Annotated in this window: 14 protein-coding genes and 2 tRNA genes; 10 read left to right on the top strand and 6 right to left on the bottom strand. The window is 67.2% G+C overall.

Going from position 1 to position 16439, the window contains the following annotated elements:
- Positions 1-186: 186 nt before the first annotated feature.
- Positions 187-2031: a dihydroxy-acid dehydratase gene (gene ilvD, locus BLV94_RS11935; protein ID WP_072937748.1), complete on the bottom strand. Its 1845-nt coding sequence runs from the start codon at positions 2029-2031 to the stop codon at positions 187-189.
- Between the two features lie 52 nt (positions 2032-2083).
- Positions 2084-2581 carry a PH domain-containing protein gene (locus BLV94_RS11930; RefSeq protein WP_072937749.1) on the bottom strand — a complete coding sequence of 166 codons (498 nt, stop codon included), beginning with the start codon at positions 2579-2581 and terminating at the stop codon, positions 2084-2086.
- A 267-nt stretch (positions 2582-2848) separates the two neighbouring features.
- Between BLV94_RS11930 and BLV94_RS11925 the strand changes: the two genes are divergently transcribed.
- From BLV94_RS11925 to BLV94_RS11905, 5 genes are all read left to right on the top strand, one after another.
- On the top strand, positions 2849-4792 hold the full coding sequence (locus BLV94_RS11925; protein ID WP_072937750.1) for an acetolactate synthase large subunit: 1944 nt from the start codon (positions 2849-2851) through the stop codon (positions 4790-4792).
- Positions 4789-5292, top strand: coding sequence for an acetolactate synthase small subunit (gene ilvN / locus BLV94_RS11920; protein WP_005240383.1), 504 nt, complete (start codon positions 4789-4791; stop codon positions 5290-5292). The genes BLV94_RS11925 and ilvN overlap by 4 nt, the downstream gene beginning before the upstream one ends.
- 49 nt (positions 5293-5341) lie before the next feature.
- Positions 5342-6343 (top strand): ketol-acid reductoisomerase, encoded by a 1002-nt coding sequence (gene ilvC, locus BLV94_RS11915; protein WP_174705454.1) that lies wholly within the window; start codon positions 5342-5344, stop codon positions 6341-6343.
- A 224-nt stretch (positions 6344-6567) separates the two neighbouring features.
- The gene (gene serA / locus BLV94_RS11910; RefSeq protein ID WP_072937752.1) at positions 6568-8163 is read left to right on the top strand and encodes a phosphoglycerate dehydrogenase; all 1596 of its coding nucleotides are present in this window, start codon (positions 6568-6570) and stop codon (positions 8161-8163) included.
- A gap of 67 nt (positions 8164-8230) precedes the next feature.
- A complete protein-coding gene (locus BLV94_RS11905; RefSeq protein ID WP_072937753.1) occupies positions 8231-9241 on the top strand; it encodes a 3-isopropylmalate dehydrogenase in 1011 nt (336 codons plus the stop codon).
- Here BLV94_RS11905 and BLV94_RS11900 read toward each other — a convergent pair.
- Positions 9238-10482 carry an MFS transporter gene (locus BLV94_RS11900; RefSeq protein WP_072937754.1) on the bottom strand — a complete coding sequence of 415 codons (1245 nt, stop codon included), beginning with the start codon at positions 10480-10482 and terminating at the stop codon, positions 9238-9240. The genes BLV94_RS11905 and BLV94_RS11900 overlap by 4 nt on opposite strands.
- Before the next feature lie 115 nt (positions 10483-10597).
- Here BLV94_RS11900 and BLV94_RS11895 point away from each other — a divergent pair, with 115 nt between their 5' ends.
- The 4 genes from BLV94_RS11895 to BLV94_RS11880 all read left to right on the top strand — a co-directional run bounded on the left by BLV94_RS11895 (position 10598) and on the right by BLV94_RS11880 (position 13284).
- The gene (locus BLV94_RS11895; RefSeq protein WP_072937755.1) at positions 10598-11371 is read left to right on the top strand and encodes a fumarylacetoacetate hydrolase family protein; all 774 of its coding nucleotides are present in this window, start codon (positions 10598-10600) and stop codon (positions 11369-11371) included.
- Between the two features lie 73 nt (positions 11372-11444).
- Positions 11445-12920, top strand: coding sequence for a glutamate--tRNA ligase (gene gltX, locus BLV94_RS11890; RefSeq protein ID WP_072937756.1), 1476 nt, complete (start codon positions 11445-11447; stop codon positions 12918-12920).
- A gap of 143 nt (positions 12921-13063) precedes the next feature.
- Positions 13064-13135 (top strand) — tRNA-Gln (locus BLV94_RS11885).
- A gap of 76 nt (positions 13136-13211) precedes the next feature.
- Positions 13212-13284: transfer RNA gene (locus tag BLV94_RS11880), tRNA-Glu, on the top strand.
- A gap of 63 nt (positions 13285-13347) precedes the next feature.
- On the opposite strand, the gene BLV94_RS49540 is transcribed toward BLV94_RS11880, so the two are convergent.
- The 3 genes from BLV94_RS49540 to BLV94_RS11870 form a co-directional block, all read right to left on the bottom strand.
- Entirely contained in the window at positions 13348-13515 is a 168-nt protein-coding gene (locus BLV94_RS49540) for a DUF5302 domain-containing protein (protein WP_015890240.1), read from the bottom strand.
- An 86-nt stretch (positions 13516-13601) separates the two neighbouring features.
- Positions 13602-14120, bottom strand: a complete 519-nt coding sequence (locus tag BLV94_RS11875; protein ID WP_072937757.1) for a pyridoxamine 5'-phosphate oxidase family protein — start codon at positions 14118-14120, stop codon at positions 13602-13604.
- A 38-nt stretch (positions 14121-14158) separates the two neighbouring features.
- Positions 14159-14860, bottom strand: coding sequence for an IclR family transcriptional regulator (locus BLV94_RS11870; RefSeq protein ID WP_015890242.1), 702 nt, complete (start codon positions 14858-14860; stop codon positions 14159-14161).
- Between the two features lie 138 nt (positions 14861-14998).
- On the opposite strand from BLV94_RS11870, the gene leuC reads away from it, so the two are divergent.
- The gene (gene leuC, locus BLV94_RS11865) at positions 14999-16420 is read left to right on the top strand and encodes a 3-isopropylmalate dehydratase large subunit (protein ID WP_072937758.1); all 1422 of its coding nucleotides are present in this window, start codon (positions 14999-15001) and stop codon (positions 16418-16420) included.
- Positions 16421-16439: the final 19 nt, after the last annotated feature.

The following is a 16439-nucleotide window of genomic DNA, read 5'->3' as shown; positions in this document are numbered from 1 at the left end:
ACTGATCAAATCGATCAGTAGAACCTGTTCACGGGTGTCGCCGCTTGAGCGAGTTGATCACCCGTGAGCGCCGTCACACCCGAGGCGGATTTCGCGGTCGCACCGACGACGGAAGCCGGGTGCCGCGGCAGGAAACCTGCTGCGGCACCCGGCTTCGTGAGTGCCCGGTGCTGTCGGTGCGTGCGGTCAGGGAACCTGGCGGACCGCGCCCTTGTCGGCGGACGTCGCCAGTGCGGCGTACGCGCGCAGGGCCGTGGTGACGGTCCGTTCGCGGTTCACCGGCTGCCACGGACGCTCGGACGACTCCATCTTCGCGCGACGCTCGGCGAGCACCGCGTCGTCGACGAGGAGTTTCAGGGTGCGGGTCGCGATGTCGATGAGGATCTGGTCGCCGTCCTCCACGAGGCCGATGGCGCCGCCGCTGGCGGCTTCCGGGGAGATGTGGCCGATGGACAGCCCCGAGGACCCGCCGGAGAAGCGGCCGTCGGTGATCAGCGCGCACTTCTTGCCGAGGCCGGAGCCCTTGAGAAATGCGGTGGGGTGCAGCATCTCCTGCATGCCCGGGCCGCCCGCGGGACCCTCGTAGCGCACGACGAGGACCTCACCGGGCTGGATCTTCTTGCCGAGGATCACCGACACCGCCTCCTCCTGGGATTCCACGACACGCGCGGGTCCCTGGAAGTGGAACAGGTCTTCGTCGATGCCTGCCGTCTTGATGACCGCGCCGTCGACGGCGATGTTGCCGCGCAGCACGGCCAGGCCGCCCTCGACCGTGTGCTTGTGCTCGAAATCGCGGATGCAGCCGTTCGCGGCGTCCGTGTCGAGCGACGACCAGCGGTTGTTCGTCGAGAACGGCTCGGTGGTGCGGACGCCGCCGGGAGCGGCGTGGAACAGTTCGACGGCCTCGTCGGATGCCTTGCCGGACCGGATGTCCCACGTGTCGAGCCACTCGTCGAAGCTCTTCGTGTGCACGGTCGACACGTCGCTCTCGAGCAGTCCCGCCCGGCGGAGTTCGCCGAGGATCGCGGGGATTCCGCCCGCCCGGTGCACGTCCTCCATGTGGTAGTCCGAGTTGGGCGAGACCTTCGACAGGCACGGAACCTTGCGGCTGATCTCGTCGATCTTGTCGAGGTCGAAGTCGTAGACCTCACCCTCCTGCGCGGCCGCGAGGGTGTGCAGCACCGTGTTGGTGGAACCTCCCATCGCGACGTCCAGCGCCATCGCGTTGCGGAACGCGGCAGGCGTCGCGATGTTGCGGGGGAGGACGGAGTCGTCCTCGTCCCGGTAGTACCGCAGGGCGGACTCGACGACGGTGGTGCCCGCGCGGGTGAACAGTGCGCGCCGGGCTTCGTGGGTGGCGAGCGTCGAACCGTTGCCCGGCAACGCCAGACCGAGCGCCTCGGTGAGGCAGTTCATCGAGTTGGCGGTGAACATGCCCGAGCACGAGCCGCACGTCGGGCAGGCGCTGCGCTCGACCTCGGACAGCCCCTCCTCGTCGACCTCGTCGTTGGCGCTCGCCGAGATCGCCGTGATGAGGTCGGTCGGTGCCTGGGCGACACCGTTCACCACGACCGCCTTGCCCGCCTCCATCGGCCCGCCCGAGACGAACACGGTGGGAACGTTCAAACGCAGTGCGGCATTGAGCATTCCGGGGGTGATCTTGTCGCAGTTGGAGATGCACACGAGTGCGTCGGCGGTGTGCGCGTTGACCATGTATTCGACGGAGTCGGCGATGATCTCCCGGCTGGGAAGGGAATACAGCATGCCGCCGTGTCCCATCGCGATGCCGTCGTCGACGGCGATCGTGTGGAATTCGCGAGGTACACCACCGGCGGCGCGGACGGCGTCGGCGACGATGTCGCCGACGTTCTTGAGGTGGACGTGCCCGGGAACGAACTGCGTGTACGAGTTGGCGATCGCGACGATCGGCTTCCCGAAGTCGGAGTCGGTCATTCCGGTGGCGCGCCACAGTGCGCGGGCGCCTGCGGCATTTCGTCCTGCGGTGGTGGTTCGGGACCTCAGCGGGGGCATGAGCGTATTCCTTAGTCAGCGTACGGAAGTACTGACAAACGCTACTCGCGCACTATTCCCCGTCTGTGTCCGGCCGGTTCTTCGCCGGCTGCTCGCCGTTCGATTCGGCGTCGGCATACTGGGCCGCTTCCTCCGCCGCGGCCGCTGCCGCGTAGGGGTCGGTGATGCGGCCGCCGCTTGCCTCGGCGATGTCGGGGAGCCGGTCGAACGTGACGACGGGAAGGGTGACCTCGCCGCCGTCGGCCAGTGTCGCCCGGGCCCAGCCGCGCTTGGGGAAGCGGAATCCGGCGATCTCGGACCATGAGAGGGACCGTCCGCCGAACAGCCGGCGCACCTCGAGTCCGTCGGGCGTGACCGTGGTGCGCACCCGCGCGACCCAGGCCACCGCGACGATCGGGGCGATCACGAGCCAGCCGAAGGCGGCGGGCCAGCCGAAGACGGGGAACGAGACGGCGAACAGGAGGAAGGCGCATCCCAGATAGGCGAGGGGAGAAATCCGGATGACCTGCTTGGGCGGGTTCGTCGTGTGGGATGATGATTCTGGTGGCACGGGCTGCTGCGGAGTTGACACCTCTACATCTTCGCACCGCAGCCGACGTATCTCATATTCTGGGACGGCCGACTCACCAAGTTGACTGTTCACCATTAGCGCGCCTACCGTCGAGCGCGTGAAACAGAATGAGTTGCTCGTAATCGGCCGGCGCGTCGTCGCCTGAGTCGATTTCTTCAACTCGCCAGATAACGACGCGCCACCCTCGTACAGCATCAGCTGACGGGGGTTTTTTGTTGCCCGGAGCCAGAATCAGAGGATTTCCCAGTGAGCGCACCAACCGCACGGCCTCAACCCACGCCGCGCAAGTCGGGGGCAGCAAGCCCGACGACCGCGGCCGCCGCGACGCAGACCGGTAGCCGCCGCCAACTCGCCCCCGAGCGGGTCAGCGGTGCCCAGTCCGTGGTCCGAGCCCTCGAGGAGCTCGAGGTCGACACGGTATTCGGCATTCCGGGTGGTGCCGTTCTGCCTGTCTACGACCCGCTCTTCGACTCGAAGAAGGTCCGGCACGTGCTCGTCCGTCACGAGCAGGGTGCAGGTCACGCCGCCACCGGGTACGCCCAGGCGACCGGCAAGGTCGGCGTCTGCATGGCGACGTCCGGTCCCGGTGCGACGAACCTGGTGACGCCGCTCGCCGACGCGCAGATGGACTCCGTTCCGGTCGTGGCCATCACCGGTCAGGTCGGCCGCGGGCTCATCGGCACGGATGCGTTCCAGGAAGCCGACATCTCCGGCATCACGATGCCCATCACGAAGCACAACTTCCTCATCACCGACGGCGTCGACATCCCCCGGATCATCGCGGAGGCCTTCTACCTCGCCTCCAGCGGTCGTCCCGGCGCGGTGCTCGTCGACATCCCGAAGGACGTCCTCCAGGCGCAGACCACGTTCTCGTGGCCGCCGGAGATGCGGCTGCCCGGATACCGTCCCGTCACGAAGCCGCACGGCAAGCAGGTCCGCGAGGCCGCTCGCCTGATCGCCGACGCGAAGCACCCGGTGCTGTACGTCGGTGGCGGCGTGGTCAAGGCCGAGGCGTCTCCGGAACTGCTCGAACTGGCCGAGCTCACCGGCATTCCGGTGGTCACCACCCTCATGGCGCGCGGCGCGTTCCCGGACAGCCACACGCTGAACTGCGGCATGCCCGGTATGCACGGCACGGTCGCGGCGGTGGCGGCACTGCAGCGCAGCGACCTGATGATCACGCTCGGCGCGCGCTTCGACGACCGCGTCACCGGTCAGCTCGATTCGTTCGCCCCCGACGCCAAGGTCATCCACGCCGACATCGATCCGGCGGAGATCGGCAAGAACCGGTACGCGGACGTCCCGATCGTGGGCGACTGCAAAGAGGTCATCGTCGAGCTGATCGAGGCGATCAAGGCCGACCTGGCCACCGGAACCACGCTGGACCTCACCGAGTGGTGGGCGTACCTCGACGGGATCCGCCGCACGTACCCGCTCAGCTACGACCGTCCCTCCGACGGCGCGCTGTCCCCGGAATACGTGATCCAGTCGGTCGGCAAGCTCGCCGGTCCCGACGCGATCTACTGCGCCGGTGTCGGCCAGCACCAGATGTGGGCCGCGCAGTTCGTCAACTACGAGAAGCCGCGCACCTGGCTGAACTCCGGCGGTCTCGGCACGATGGGTTACGCCGTGCCCGCCGCGATGGGCGCCAAGATGGGCATGCCCGACACCGAGGTGTGGGCCATCGACGGTGACGGCTGCTTCCAGATGACCAATCAGGAACTCGCCACCTGTGCGCTCGAGGGCATCCCGATCAAGGTTGCGCTCATCAACAACGGCAACCTCGGCATGGTGCGCCAGTGGCAGACGCTGTTCTACGACGAGCGTTACTCCAACACGAACCTCGGCACGCACGGCGCAGTCCGCATCCCCGACTTCGTGAAGCTCGCGGAGGCGTTGGGCTGCCACGGCATTCGCGTCGAGCGCGAAGAGGACGTCGAGGCGGCGATCCGTGAGGCGCAGGCCATCAACGACAAGCCGGTGGTGATCGACTTCATCGTCGGCGCCGACGCCCAGGTGTGGCCGATGGTCGCGGCGGGCACGAGCAACGACGAGATCATGGCGGCGCGGGGCATCCGTCCGCTGTTCGACGACGACGAGGCGGCCGCCGAGCCGGCCGTCATTCACGAGGCCATGGAGCGCGAGCAGCGTTCGGGCACGGCCGCAACGGCCGGGGAGGAAGATCAGTGAGCACCAGCCACACCCTCAGTGTTCTCGTCGAGGACAAGCCGGGCGTGCTGGCCAGGGTGGCCGCGCTGTTCTCCCGTCGTGGGTTCAACATCGAGTCGCTCGCCGTCGGTGGCACCGAGCTTCCCGAGATCTCCCGCATGACCATCGTCGTGACCGTCGACGAGTTCCCGCTCGAGCAGGTGACCAAGCAGCTCAACAAGCTCATCAACGTCATCAAGATCGTCGAGCAGGACGGTGAGGCCTCCGTCGCCCGCGAGCTGGTTCTCATCAAGGTGCGAGCCGACGCCAGCGTGCGCACGCAGGTGATCGAGACGGTGAATCTGTTCCGCGCCAAGGTGATCGACGTCTCCCCGGAGTCGGTCACGATCGAGGCGACTGGAACGCGATCCAAGCTGGATGCGCTGCTGCGGATGCTCGATCCGTACGGCATCCGGGAGATCGTGCAGTCCGGGGTCGTGGCCGTGGGACGGGGGCCTAAGTCCATCACGGCCACTCGCTAGTACTTTAGATACGCAAATCCAAGAAAGAGGTTGAACTGTGGCAGTCGAGATGTTCTACGACGACGATGCCGATCTGTCGATCATCCAGGGCCGTAAGGTCGCTGTGATCGGTTACGGAAGCCAGGGCCACGCGCACTCGCTGAGCCTGCGCGACTCGGGCGTCGATGTGCGTATCGGCCTCAAGGAAGGCTCGAAGTCCCGCGCGAAGGCCGAGGAGCAGGGCCTGACCGTCGGTACCCCCGCCGAGGTCTCCGAGTGGGCCGACGTGATCATGGTGCTCGCACCCGACACCGCGCAGGCGTCGATCTTCAAGGCGGACATCGAGCCGAACCTGAAGGACGGCGACGCGCTGTTCTTCGGACACGGCCTCAACATCCACTTCAAGCTGATCGAGGCTCCGGCCAACGTCACGGTCGGCATGGTCGCCCCCAAGGGCCCGGGCCACCTGGTGCGTCGTCAGTTCGTCGACGGCAAGGGTGTCCCCGCGCTCATCGCGATCGACCAGGACCCGAAGGGTGAGGGCCAGGCTCTCGCGCTGTCCTACGCCAAGGCCATCGGTGGCGCCCGCGCCGGCGTCATCAAGACCACGTTCAAGGAAGAGACCGAGACGGACCTCTTCGGCGAGCAGGCCGTGCTGTGCGGTGGCACCGAGGAACTGGTCAAGACCGGTTTCGAGGTCATGGTCGAGGCCGGCTACGCCCCCGAGATGGCGTACTTCGAGGTCCTGCACGAGCTCAAGCTCATCGTCGACCTCATGTACGAGGGTGGCATCGCCCGCATGAACTACTCGGTGTCCGACACCGCGGAGTTTGGTGGCTACCTGTCCGGCCCGCGCGTCATCGACGCCGGCACCAAGGAGCGCATGAAGGCGATCCTCGCCGACATCCAGTCGGGTGAGTTCACCCGCCGTCTCGTCGCCAACGTCGAGAACGGCAACACCGAGCTCGAGGGTCTGCGCAAGGCCAACGCCGAGCACCCCATCGAGGTCACCGGCAAGAAGCTGCGCGACCTGATGAGCTGGGTCGACCGGCCGATCACCGAAACCGCCTAGGTTTCACCGCTTTACAGCTCCACCGCAACACCGGCCCGATGTCGCGTCGGCCTCGTCGGAGGTCTCCGCAGCGACATCGGGCCGGTGTTGTTTCGTGCCCGTTTCCGTTGTTGCAGGCGTCCACTATGTGGTATCGCAGACCAGGATGCGGTTTCCCTGTGAGGGCGGACTAAGCTGTGTGTGGTTAAAACACCCCCACGCCCACCTATTCAGGGAGTTTGCACGTGAGCCAGCCAGGCCGTCCTGTAGTTCTGATCGCCGACAAGCTCGCGCCGTCCACCGTCGAGGCATTGGGCGACGGTGTGGAGGTGCGATGGGTCGACGGACCTGATCGCCCGGCCCTGCTCGCGGCGGTGCCCGAGGCCGACGCGATCCTCGTCCGTTCCGCCACCACCGTCGACGCCGAGGTCCTGGCGGCCGGTACCAAGCTCAAGATCGTCGCCCGCGCCGGCGTCGGCCTCGACAACGTCGACGTTCCTGCCGCCACCGAGCGCGGTGTCATGGTCGTCAACGCCCCGACGTCCAACATTCACACGGCCGCCGAGCACGCCGTCGCGCTGATGCTCGCCACCGCCCGCCAGATCCCCGCCGCGGACGCCACCCTGCGCGACCGCGAGTGGAAGCGCAGCAAGTTCAACGGCGTCGAGATCTTCGGCAAGACCGTCGGCGTCGTCGGCCTCGGCCGGATCGGGCAGCTGTTCGCGCAGCGCCTCGCCGCGTTCGAGACCCACGTCATCGCGTACGACCCCTACGTGTCGGCCGCGCGCGCCGCGCAGCTCGGCATCGAACTCGTCACGCTCGACGAACTGCTGAAGCGCGCCGACCTCATCTCCGTGCACCTCCCCAAGACCCCCGAGACCAAGGGGCTGCTCGGCACGGAGAACCTGGCGAAGACCAAGAAGGGCGTCGTCATCGTCAACGCCGCCCGCGGCGGCCTGATCGACGAGGCCGCGCTGGCCGAGGCCATCAAGTCGGGTCACGTGCGCGCCGCGGGCCTCGACGTGTTCGAGACCGAGCCGTGCACCGACAGCCCGTTGTTCGACCTGCCCGAGGTCGTCGTGACGCCGCACCTCGGCGCGTCGACGAGCGAGGCCCAGGACCGCGCGGGCACGGACGTCGCGAAGTCCGTACTGCTGGCTCTCGCAGGCGATTTCGTCCCGGATGCCGTCAACGTGTCCGGTGGCGCCGTGGGCGAGGAAGTTGCCCCGTGGCTCGAAATCGTACGCAAGCAGGGTGTGCTTCTCGGCGCACTGTCGGGCGAACTGCCCGTCAGCCTGTCCGTCGACGTGCGCGGCGAGCTCGCATCCGAGGACGTCGAGGTGCTCGCGCTCTCGGCTCTGCGCGGCGTGTTCTCCGCCGTCATCGAGGACGCGGTCACGTTCGTCAACGCCCCCGCCCTCGCGGAGGAGCGCGGTGTCACGGCAGAGGTCACCAAGGCGGCCGAAAGCCCCAATCACCGCAGCGTCGTGGACCTGCGCGCCGTGTTCGGCGACGGCAGCGTCCTCAACGTCTCGGGCACGCTGACCGGCCCGCAGCAGGTCGAGAAGATCGTCAACATCAACGGCCGCAACTTCGAACTGCGCGCCGAGGGTCTCAACTTGCTGGTCAACTACACCGATCAGCCCGGCGCACTGGGCAAGATCGGCACGCAGCTCGGCAATGCCGGCATCGACATCCAGGCCGCGCAGCTCAGCCAGGACGCCGAGGGTGAGGGTGCGACCATCCTTCTCCGCGTCGACCAGGAGGTGCCGAGCGAGGTGCGGGACGCGATCTCCACCGCCGTCGGCGCCACCAAGATCGAGCTCGTCAACCTGGCCTAATCCCCACTGTGCGCGTGCCACGACCCTGTCGTGGCACGCGCACGGCTCTATGTGAAGTGAGGCGTTCATGAAGCTTGCGGTCATTCCGGGTGACGGCATCGGTGTCGAGGTCACGGCCGAGGCGCTGAAGGTGCTGCGGAAACTTGTCCCCGATCTCGAGACCACCGAGTACGACCTCGGTGCCCGTCGATACAACGCCACGGGGGAGTTGCTCCCGGACGCCGATCTCGCGGCGATCCGCGAGCACGACGCGATCCTGCTGGGCGCCATCGGCGACCCGTCGGTCACGCCGGGCGTGCTCGAGCGTGGTCTGCTGCTGAACATGCGGTTCGCGTTGGATCATCACGTGAATCTGCGTCCGTCGCAGCTGTATCCGGGATCGAAGTCGCCACTCGCGGCGCAGCCGGACATCGATTTCGTGGTGGTGCGCGAGGGCACCGAGGGCCCGTACACCGGTAACGGTGGCGCGATCCGTGTCGGCACTCCGCACGAGATCGCGACCGAGGTGTCGATCAACACGTGGTTCGGCGCCGAGCGGGTGGTGCGGTACGCGTTCGCCCTCGCACAGACCCGGCGCAAGCACGTCACCCTGATCCACAAGACGAATGTCCTCTCCAACGCCGGTGCGATCTGGACGCGTGCGGTGGAGACGGTGTCGGCCGAGTATCCGGACGTGGAGACGGCGTACTGCCACATCGACGCGGCCACCATCTACATGGTTACCGACCCGTCGCGCTTCGACGTGATCGTCACGGACAACCTGTTCGGCGACATCATCACGGACCTCGCGGGTGCGGTCACGGGCGGTATCGGCCTGGCGGCGTCGGGGAACATCGACGCCTCGGGGACGAACCCGTCGATGTTCGAACCGGTGCACGGCAGCGCCCCGGACATCGCGGGCCAGGGGATCGCGGATCCCACGGCGGCCATCCTGTCCGCGGCACTGCTGCTGCGTCACCTCGGCCGGGAGGGCGACGCCGCGCGCATCGAAGCCGCGGTCGAGGCCGATCTGGCGTCCCGGGGTGACTCGAAGGTCGTCACGTCGGAGGTCGGCGACCGGATCACCGCGGCCCTCTAGGTCCGGGCTTCGGCCCTGTCTCCCTCGATCCCCGTGGCCCGGTCTTCGGACCGGGCCACGGGGATCAGTGGTATCGAGGCGGCCGGGAATCCCGCGGCTATCGCGAAAGTCACCGGGAATCCGACGATTCCGATCAGTGCGCCGAACACCGGGGGAACGATCGAGGCCGCGACGAACTGTCCGGTGTTCTGGACTCCGAGGGCGCGCCCACCCCAGAACGGGCCCGCGATCTCGGCGACGGCGGTGAAGGCGAGCCCGTTCGGTGCCACCGTCGCCACGGACGCCGCGAGCAGCGCCACGATCGCGAGAGGCGAATCCATCGCGTCCGTCACGGCGAGCGCCGCCATCGACAGTCCGCCGCCGGCCGCGACCCAGCGAAGCGGACGCATGCGGCTGCCCACCACGTCGGACCAGAAACCGACGCCCATCCGGCCGAACGCGCCGAGGATCTGGGCGAGGGTCACGATCAGGCCCGCCGCCGTTGCTTCCCAGTGCCTTTCGGAGATCAGCCACACGAGTGCGTACGTCCACACCGTGTACTGCGGCACGACGAGCAGCACGGAGACGGCGTGGATGCGCCACAGTGTGCCGCTGCTGCGGTACGGATTCGTGAGCATGCCGAGATCCGCCGCGTCGCTGCGACTCGGCCGGGGCGGATCGACCACCCAGAGTGCGCAGGCCAGCGCGGCGGCGGCGCACAGGGCGGCGGGCAGCGCGAGCGCCCATCCGATGCCGTGGTCGTGGGCGACCGAGGGGAGCGTCAGCGCAGCGCAGGCGATGCCGAGCGGCAGTGACATCTGCCGGATGCCCATGGCCAGGCCGCGGCGCTCGGGAGGGAACCATCCGACGACGACGCGTCCGCTCGCGGCATTCGCCGAGGCCGCCGCCGTGCCGCCGAGCAGCAGGAAGACCGCGGTGGCCGTGAGCGATCCGGCGAGGGCCGCGCCCACGCCCGCAGCCGCGGTGGTCGCCATGCCTGCGGCCAGCACCCTGCGTTCGCCGTAGCGGTCGGCCAGTGCGCCCCACGCGATCAGCGTCACCATGACCCCGAGGGTGGGTGCGGCGACGACGAGTCCGGTGCGGGCGAGGCTGAGCCCGTGGTTCGCCTGGAGTTCGGGGATGAGGAAGGCGACGCCGTTGACGAAGACCGCCTGTGCGGCCTGGGCGAACATCCCGAGGGCGAGCATCCACCATCTGCGAGCAGTTCCGACGGCGGACGCGGTGTCGATCGATGCAGTCATGTCATCTCAATATCTAGGATTTGATTCTCATATATTGGCGCTGGTTCGGAGTCTATACCCCGCGTCGTCCGGCGTCCCGGCACGGCGGTGAACCCGGGCCGATAGACTCGGCGCCATGCGTCTTGGTCGAGTGGCAAGTCCCGATGGTGTTGCGTTCGTCAGTATCGAAGGAGACGGGGAGTCCCGGATCGCGAAGGAGATCGCCGAGCATCCGTTCGGCAACCCGACTTTCACCGGCCGGAGCTGGCCGCTCGCCGATGTGCGACTGCTGGCCCCGATCCTCGCCAGCAAGGTCGTCGCCATCGGAAAGAACTACGCCGCCCACGCCGCCGAGATGGGGGGAGAGGCACCGGCCGATCCTGTGATCTTCCTCAAGCCCAACACCTCGATCGTGGGCCCCGACGCTGCGATCGTCCTGCCGAAGTCCTCCAACGAAGTTCACTACGAAGGGGAACTCGCGGTCGTCATCGGGCGCCCCTGCAAGGACGTGCCCGCGGCCAAGGCCCTCGACGTGGTGCTCGGCTACACGGCGGCCAACGACGTGTCGGCCCGTGACCATCAGCGCCACGACGGTCAGTGGACGAGGGCGAAGGGCCATGACACGTTCTGCCCGCTGGGGCCGTGGATCGAGACCCAGCTCGACGCGTCCGACGTCGACATCACCACCGAGGTCGACGGGGTGGTGAAGCAGCGGAGCAACACTTCGCTTCTGCTGCACGACATTCCGAAGATCATCGAATGGGTGTCGGCCGTGATGACGCTGCTCCCGGGCGACGTCATCCTCACGGGTACCCCGGAAGGAGTCGGTCCGATCGTCGACGGCCAGAGCGTCAGCGTGACCATCGGCGGCATTGGCACCCTCACCAACCCGGTGACCGCCAAGCGCTGACGGCTCTCGTGTCGATATCGGGAGCGGACTAGCCTGTAGGAGTCCGTTTTCCCAGCGTCGACCCAAGTGAGCCATGACCACAAGCGAAGTTCGCGTCCGTTTCTGCCCGTCGCCCACCGGAACCCCGCACGTGGGGCTCGTCCGAACCGCCCTGTTCAACTGGGCGTTCGCCCGACACAACGGCGGGTCGTTCGTGTTCCGCATCGAGGACACCGATGCTGCCCGTGACAGTGAGGAGTCGTACCAGGCGATCCTGGACGCGCTGCGCTGGCTCGGACTGAACTGGGACGAGGGCCCGGAGGTCGGGGGACCGTACGAGCCGTACCGCCAGTCCCAGCGACGTGACCTGCACCTGGACGTCGTCGCGAAACTGCTCGCAGCGGGCGAGGCGTACGAGTCGTTCTCGACGCCCGAGGAGGTCGAGGAGCGGCACAAGGCCGCCGGCCGCGACCCCAAGCTCGGCTACGACAACTTCGATCGTGACCTGACGCCGGAGCAGCGGCAGGCGTTCCTCGACGAGGGCCGCAAGCCCGTGGTCCGGCTCCGGATGCCCGACCACGACCTGACGTGGGACGACCTCGTGCGCGGTGAGACGACGTTCAAGGCCGGCACCGTGCCCGACTTCGCGCTGACCCGCGGCAACGGGATTCCGCTGTACACGTTGGTCAACCCCGTCGACGACGCGTTGATGAAGATCACACACGTCCTGCGCGGCGAGGACCTGCTGTCGTCGACGCCGCGGCAGCTCGCCCTCTACGAGGCGATGCAGCGGATCGGCGTGGCCGATTTCACACCGAAGTTCGGGCACCTGCCGTTCGTCATGGGGCAGGGCAACAAGAAGCTGTCCAAGCGCGATCCCGAGTCGAACCTCTTCATCCATCGCGACCGCGGTTTCGTCCCCGAGGGATTGCTGAATTACCTGGCGCTGCTGGGCTGGGGTATTTCGGACGACCACGACGTGTTCTCGCTGGACGAGATGGTCGCGGCCTTCGATATCTCCAAGGTCAATTCCAATCCGGCCCGGTTCGATCAGAAAAAGGCCGACGCGATCAACGCCGAGCACATCCGGCTGCTCGAGCCCGCCGATTTCGCCGCGCGCCTGCGTGCGTTCCTCACGCTCCACGGCCACCTCGGGGAGACGGTGGACGAGGCCATCTTCGCGACCGCCGCCGATCTGGTCCAGACGCGCATCGTGGTCCTGTCCGACGCGTGGGATCTGCTGAAGTTCCTGTTCGTCGAGGAGGCCGACTTCGCGATCGATCCGGCCGCCGCGGCGAAGAACCTGGGGGCCGACTCCGCGCCGGTTCTCGACGCCGCCCTCGCATCGCTGGACGCAGTCGGTGCGTGGGACGCAGCGTCGCTGGAGGAGGCCCTCAAGACCGCTCTCGTGGACGAACTGGGCCTCAAGCCACGTAAGGCGTTCGCTCCGGTGCGGGTGGCCGTCACGGGCTCGCACATCAGCCCGCCGCTGTACGAATCGATGGAACTGCTCGGTCGCGACGTGTCGCTGTCCCGGCTGCGTTCCGCGCGGGCCGGCATCGCCGGCTGACACCGCCGCCCTCGGGCCGAAAAGGGTGCAAAAACAGCCTCTGACCATACGATTTGGTAAATCCCGGCAGTAGGCTGGTAATCTCTTCTTCGGCCCGAGGCGGGCCGCAGAGCCCAGAAGCTCAGCGGTTCGAGAACGGCCATTGGGGTATGGTGTAATTGGCAACACAGCGGTTTCTGGTACCGCCATTCTAGGTTCGAGTCCTGGTACCCCAGCGGAAGTTCGGCCGATTTTGACTCCGAACTTCTGGAAGCTATGCTTGCTGAGCTTCCAAAGCAAGACAAAGTTCCTGGCCCCGTCGTCTAGCGGCCTAGGACGCCGCCCTCTCAAGGCGGTAGCGCGGGTTCGAATCCCGTCGGGGCTACAAAGAGAAACACCCTCCGAGTAATCGGAGGGTGTTTCTTCATATAAACGGACGGTCCGTCGTTTATCCGGTCTTGCGGCGGAATTCGCGTTTGTGATCGGCAGGCCCGTGGGCCTCGTGCACCTTGGAATGCGCGTCCTTGTGATCGGCGGACAGACCGGCCTGATGATTCTTCCGCTCGAGTGCTTCGCGGAATTTCTTTTTCGTGTCCTCGTTATCGGCGTCAGTCACGGTGAACTCCCTCGGGTAGTCGGTTCACTCTGTGAAGCTACGCCGAGGGCACCGAGAATTCTCCTGTTTTTCCGCCCTGCCCGGTGTCAGGAGCGACGGTCGGCCGTCTCCAGGTACGCCGCGGTGGTTCCGCCCACCGGCATCGCGGGAAGGCCGAGCTTGGCGTGGTCCCAGCTCCTGATGCGTTCGGGAACGATCCGCACGACCACCCGCTTGTGCAGCAGCTGATCGATGGCGGGACGCAGATCGTCGGTGTAGGGCCCGGTGTAGCGCTCCCACACGCTGACGCCGACGGCGAACATCGCATCGGGGTCCTCCACGATCTCCGCCCGGCCCTCGACCGAAATTCCACGCAAGGTGTCATACGTCTGGCCGTCCTCGATCAGGACAGTGACCCGGTCGTCGCGGCGCAGGTTGACCGCCTTCTGCGATTTCGTCTTCGTCTCGAACCAGATCTCGCCGTCGATCACGGCGTACCACATGGCGACCAGATGGGCCCTGCCGTCCGCTGCCACCGTTGCCAGGGTGGCGATCCGGCTCCGGTCCACGAATTCGGCGATCTCCGAATCCGTCATCGTGATCTGCGATCGTTGGTTCTTCCCCATCGGCTTCTCCTGTCGCGGTGAGTGTCGGTCGTGAGAGGTCAGAGTCTCTTGTGCAGCGCCTCCGCGGCGGCGAGGAGGTCGGCCGCCCACCGGGCGCCGGGGCGCCTGCCCATCCTGTCGATGGGGCCGGACACCGAAATCGCCGCGATGACAGCGCCCGCGGAGTCCCGCACGGGTGCGGCGACACTGGCGACGCCGGGTTCCCGCTCGGCGGCGCTCTGTGCCCAGCCGCGGCGGCGGACCTCGAGCAGGACGCGCTCGCCGAACGCCGCGTCGGGAAGAACCGTGCGCTGGGTCTGCGGGTCGGCCCAGGCGAGGAGGACCTTGGCGCCCGAGCCGGCGCTCATCGGGAGGCGTGCCCCGACGAGAACGGTGTCTCGGAGGCCGGTGGGTGGCTCCATCGCCGCCACGCAGATGCGTTGCGTGCCTTCCCGGCGGTATAGCTGCACGCTCTCGCCGGTGATCTCGCGCAGACGCGGAAGGACGAGAGCCGCCGCCGAGACGAGCGGATCGTTAGCCGTTGCAGCGAGTTCGGCGAGGCCGGGACCGGGGCACCACAGCCCGTCGGAGTCACGCGTCAGGAGGCGGTGGACCTCGAGTCCGACGGCCAGCCGGTGGGCGGTGGCGCGGGGGAGTCCGGTGCGCGAGCACAGTTCGGTGAGGCTGCAGGGCTTCTCGGCCACGGCGTGGAGTACGCCCACCGCTTTGTCAAGGACCCCGATGCCGCTATGCTGTCTCATAGGTCGATACCACTTTCTCGCATACTGGGATCATAGCGCACCTTCGTCTCACGTCGAGTGCGTGTCCGGGAAGAGGGTAACGACAACAAGCGCACGGCGGACCAGTCCGAAGCCCGCGGTGCGAGATGACACACAGAGGTGGAGAAGATGGCCGAGAAAGCACGCACCCTGGCAGAGAAGGTGTGGGACGACCACGTCGTGGTCCGGGGTGAGGGAGACAACCCCGACCTCATCTACATCGATCTGCATCTCGTTCACGAAGTGACGAGTCCGCAGGCATTCGACGGACTTCGACTGGCGGGGCGCCCGCTCCGCAGGCCCGACCTGACGATCGCCACCGAGGACCACAACGTCCCCACCGTCGACATCGACAAGCCGATCGCGGACCCCGTCTCCAAGACTCAGGTCGACACGCTCCGGCGCAACTGTGAGGAATTCGGCGTCCGGCTGCACCCGATGGGAAACATCGACCAGGGCATCGTCCACGTCGTCGGCCCGCAACTCGGTCTCACCCAGCCCGGTATGACCGTGGTGTGCGGCGACAGTCACACGTCCACCCACGGCGCCTTCGGTGCGATCGCGATGGGTATCGGCACCAGTGAGGTCGAACACGTCATGGCGACGCAGACGTTGTCGCTGCGTCCGTTCCGGACGATGGCGATCACCGTCGACGGCGAATTGCCCGAAGGCGTGACGAGTAAAGATCTCATTCTGGCCGTCATCGCGAAGATCGGAACCGGCGGAGGCCAGGGCTACGTCCTGGAGTACCGCGGCGAAGCGATCCGGAAGATGTCGATGGAAGCGCGGATGACCATCTGCAACATGTCCATCGAGGCGGGCGCGCGGGCGGGCATGATCGCCCCCGACGAGATCACCTACGAATTCATCAAGGGACGCCCCCACGCGCCGAAGGGCGCCGACTGGGACGCCGCGGTGGAGGCCTGGGAGCAGTTGAAGACCGACGAGGGTGCGGTTTTCGACAATGAGGTCCACATCGACGCGAGTTCGCTGACGCCGTTCGTGACCTGGGGCACAAACCCGGGGCAGGGTCTGCCGCTCGGCGAGACCGTGCCGGATCCTGCGCAGATCGTGGACGAGAGCGAGCGTCACGCCGCGGAGAAGGCGTTGACCTACATGGGTCTCGAAGCCGGAACTCCGTTGCGTGACGTGGCGATCGACACAGTCTTCGTGGGTTCGTGCACCAACGGCCGGATCGAGGATCTGCGGGCCGTGGCCGACGTGTTGCGCGGAAGGCACGTCGCCGACGGGGTCCGGATGCTGATCGTGCCGGGTTCGATGCGCGTCCGCGCCCAGGCCGAAAAGGAGGGTCTCGGCGAGATCTTCACCGCCGCCGGCGCCGAATGGCGGCAGGCGGGCTGCTCCATGTGCCTCGGCATGAACCCGGATCAGCTCGCGCCCGGCGAGCGTTCAGCCTCCACGTCCAACCGCAATTTCGAAGGCCGTCAAGGCAAGGGCGGGCGGACTCACCTGGTTTCGCCGCTGGTCGCCGCCGCGACCGCAGTCCGGGGAACCCTGTCCGCGCCGACAGATCTGGCCTAGGACCCAAGGAATTTAGGAG

Source organism: Rhodococcus koreensis, assembly GCF_900105905.1.
Classification (GTDB): domain Bacteria; phylum Actinomycetota; class Actinomycetes; order Mycobacteriales; family Mycobacteriaceae; genus Rhodococcus_F; species Rhodococcus_F koreensis.
This window is presented reverse-complemented; position numbering and strand designations above follow the sequence as displayed.

What these genes read in the sequence shown, in the direction of transcription:
- ilvD (WP_072937748.1), bottom strand. Translation starts at nt 2,031, where the DNA reads ATGCCCCCGCTGAGGTCCCGAACCACCACCGCAGGACGAAATGCCGCA.
- ilvC (WP_174705454.1), top strand. Translation starts at nt 5,342, where the DNA reads ATGTTCTACGACGACGATGCCGATCTGTCGATCATCCAGGGCCGTAAG.
- BLV94_RS11905 (WP_072937753.1), top strand. Translation starts at nt 8,231, where the DNA reads ATGAAGCTTGCGGTCATTCCGGGTGACGGCATCGGTGTCGAGGTCACG.
- BLV94_RS11900 (WP_072937754.1), bottom strand. Translation starts at nt 10,482, where the DNA reads ATGACTGCATCGATCGACACCGCGTCCGCCGTCGGAACTGCTCGCAGA.
- BLV94_RS11895 (WP_072937755.1), top strand. Translation starts at nt 10,598, where the DNA reads ATGCGTCTTGGTCGAGTGGCAAGTCCCGATGGTGTTGCGTTCGTCAGT.
- gltX (WP_072937756.1), top strand. Translation starts at nt 11,445, where the DNA reads ATGACCACAAGCGAAGTTCGCGTCCGTTTCTGCCCGTCGCCCACCGGA.
- BLV94_RS11875 (WP_072937757.1), bottom strand. Translation starts at nt 14,120, where the DNA reads ATGGGGAAGAACCAACGATCGCAGATCACGATGACGGATTCGGAGATC.
- BLV94_RS11870 (WP_015890242.1), bottom strand. Translation starts at nt 14,860, where the DNA reads ATGAGACAGCATAGCGGCATCGGGGTCCTTGACAAAGCGGTGGGCGTA.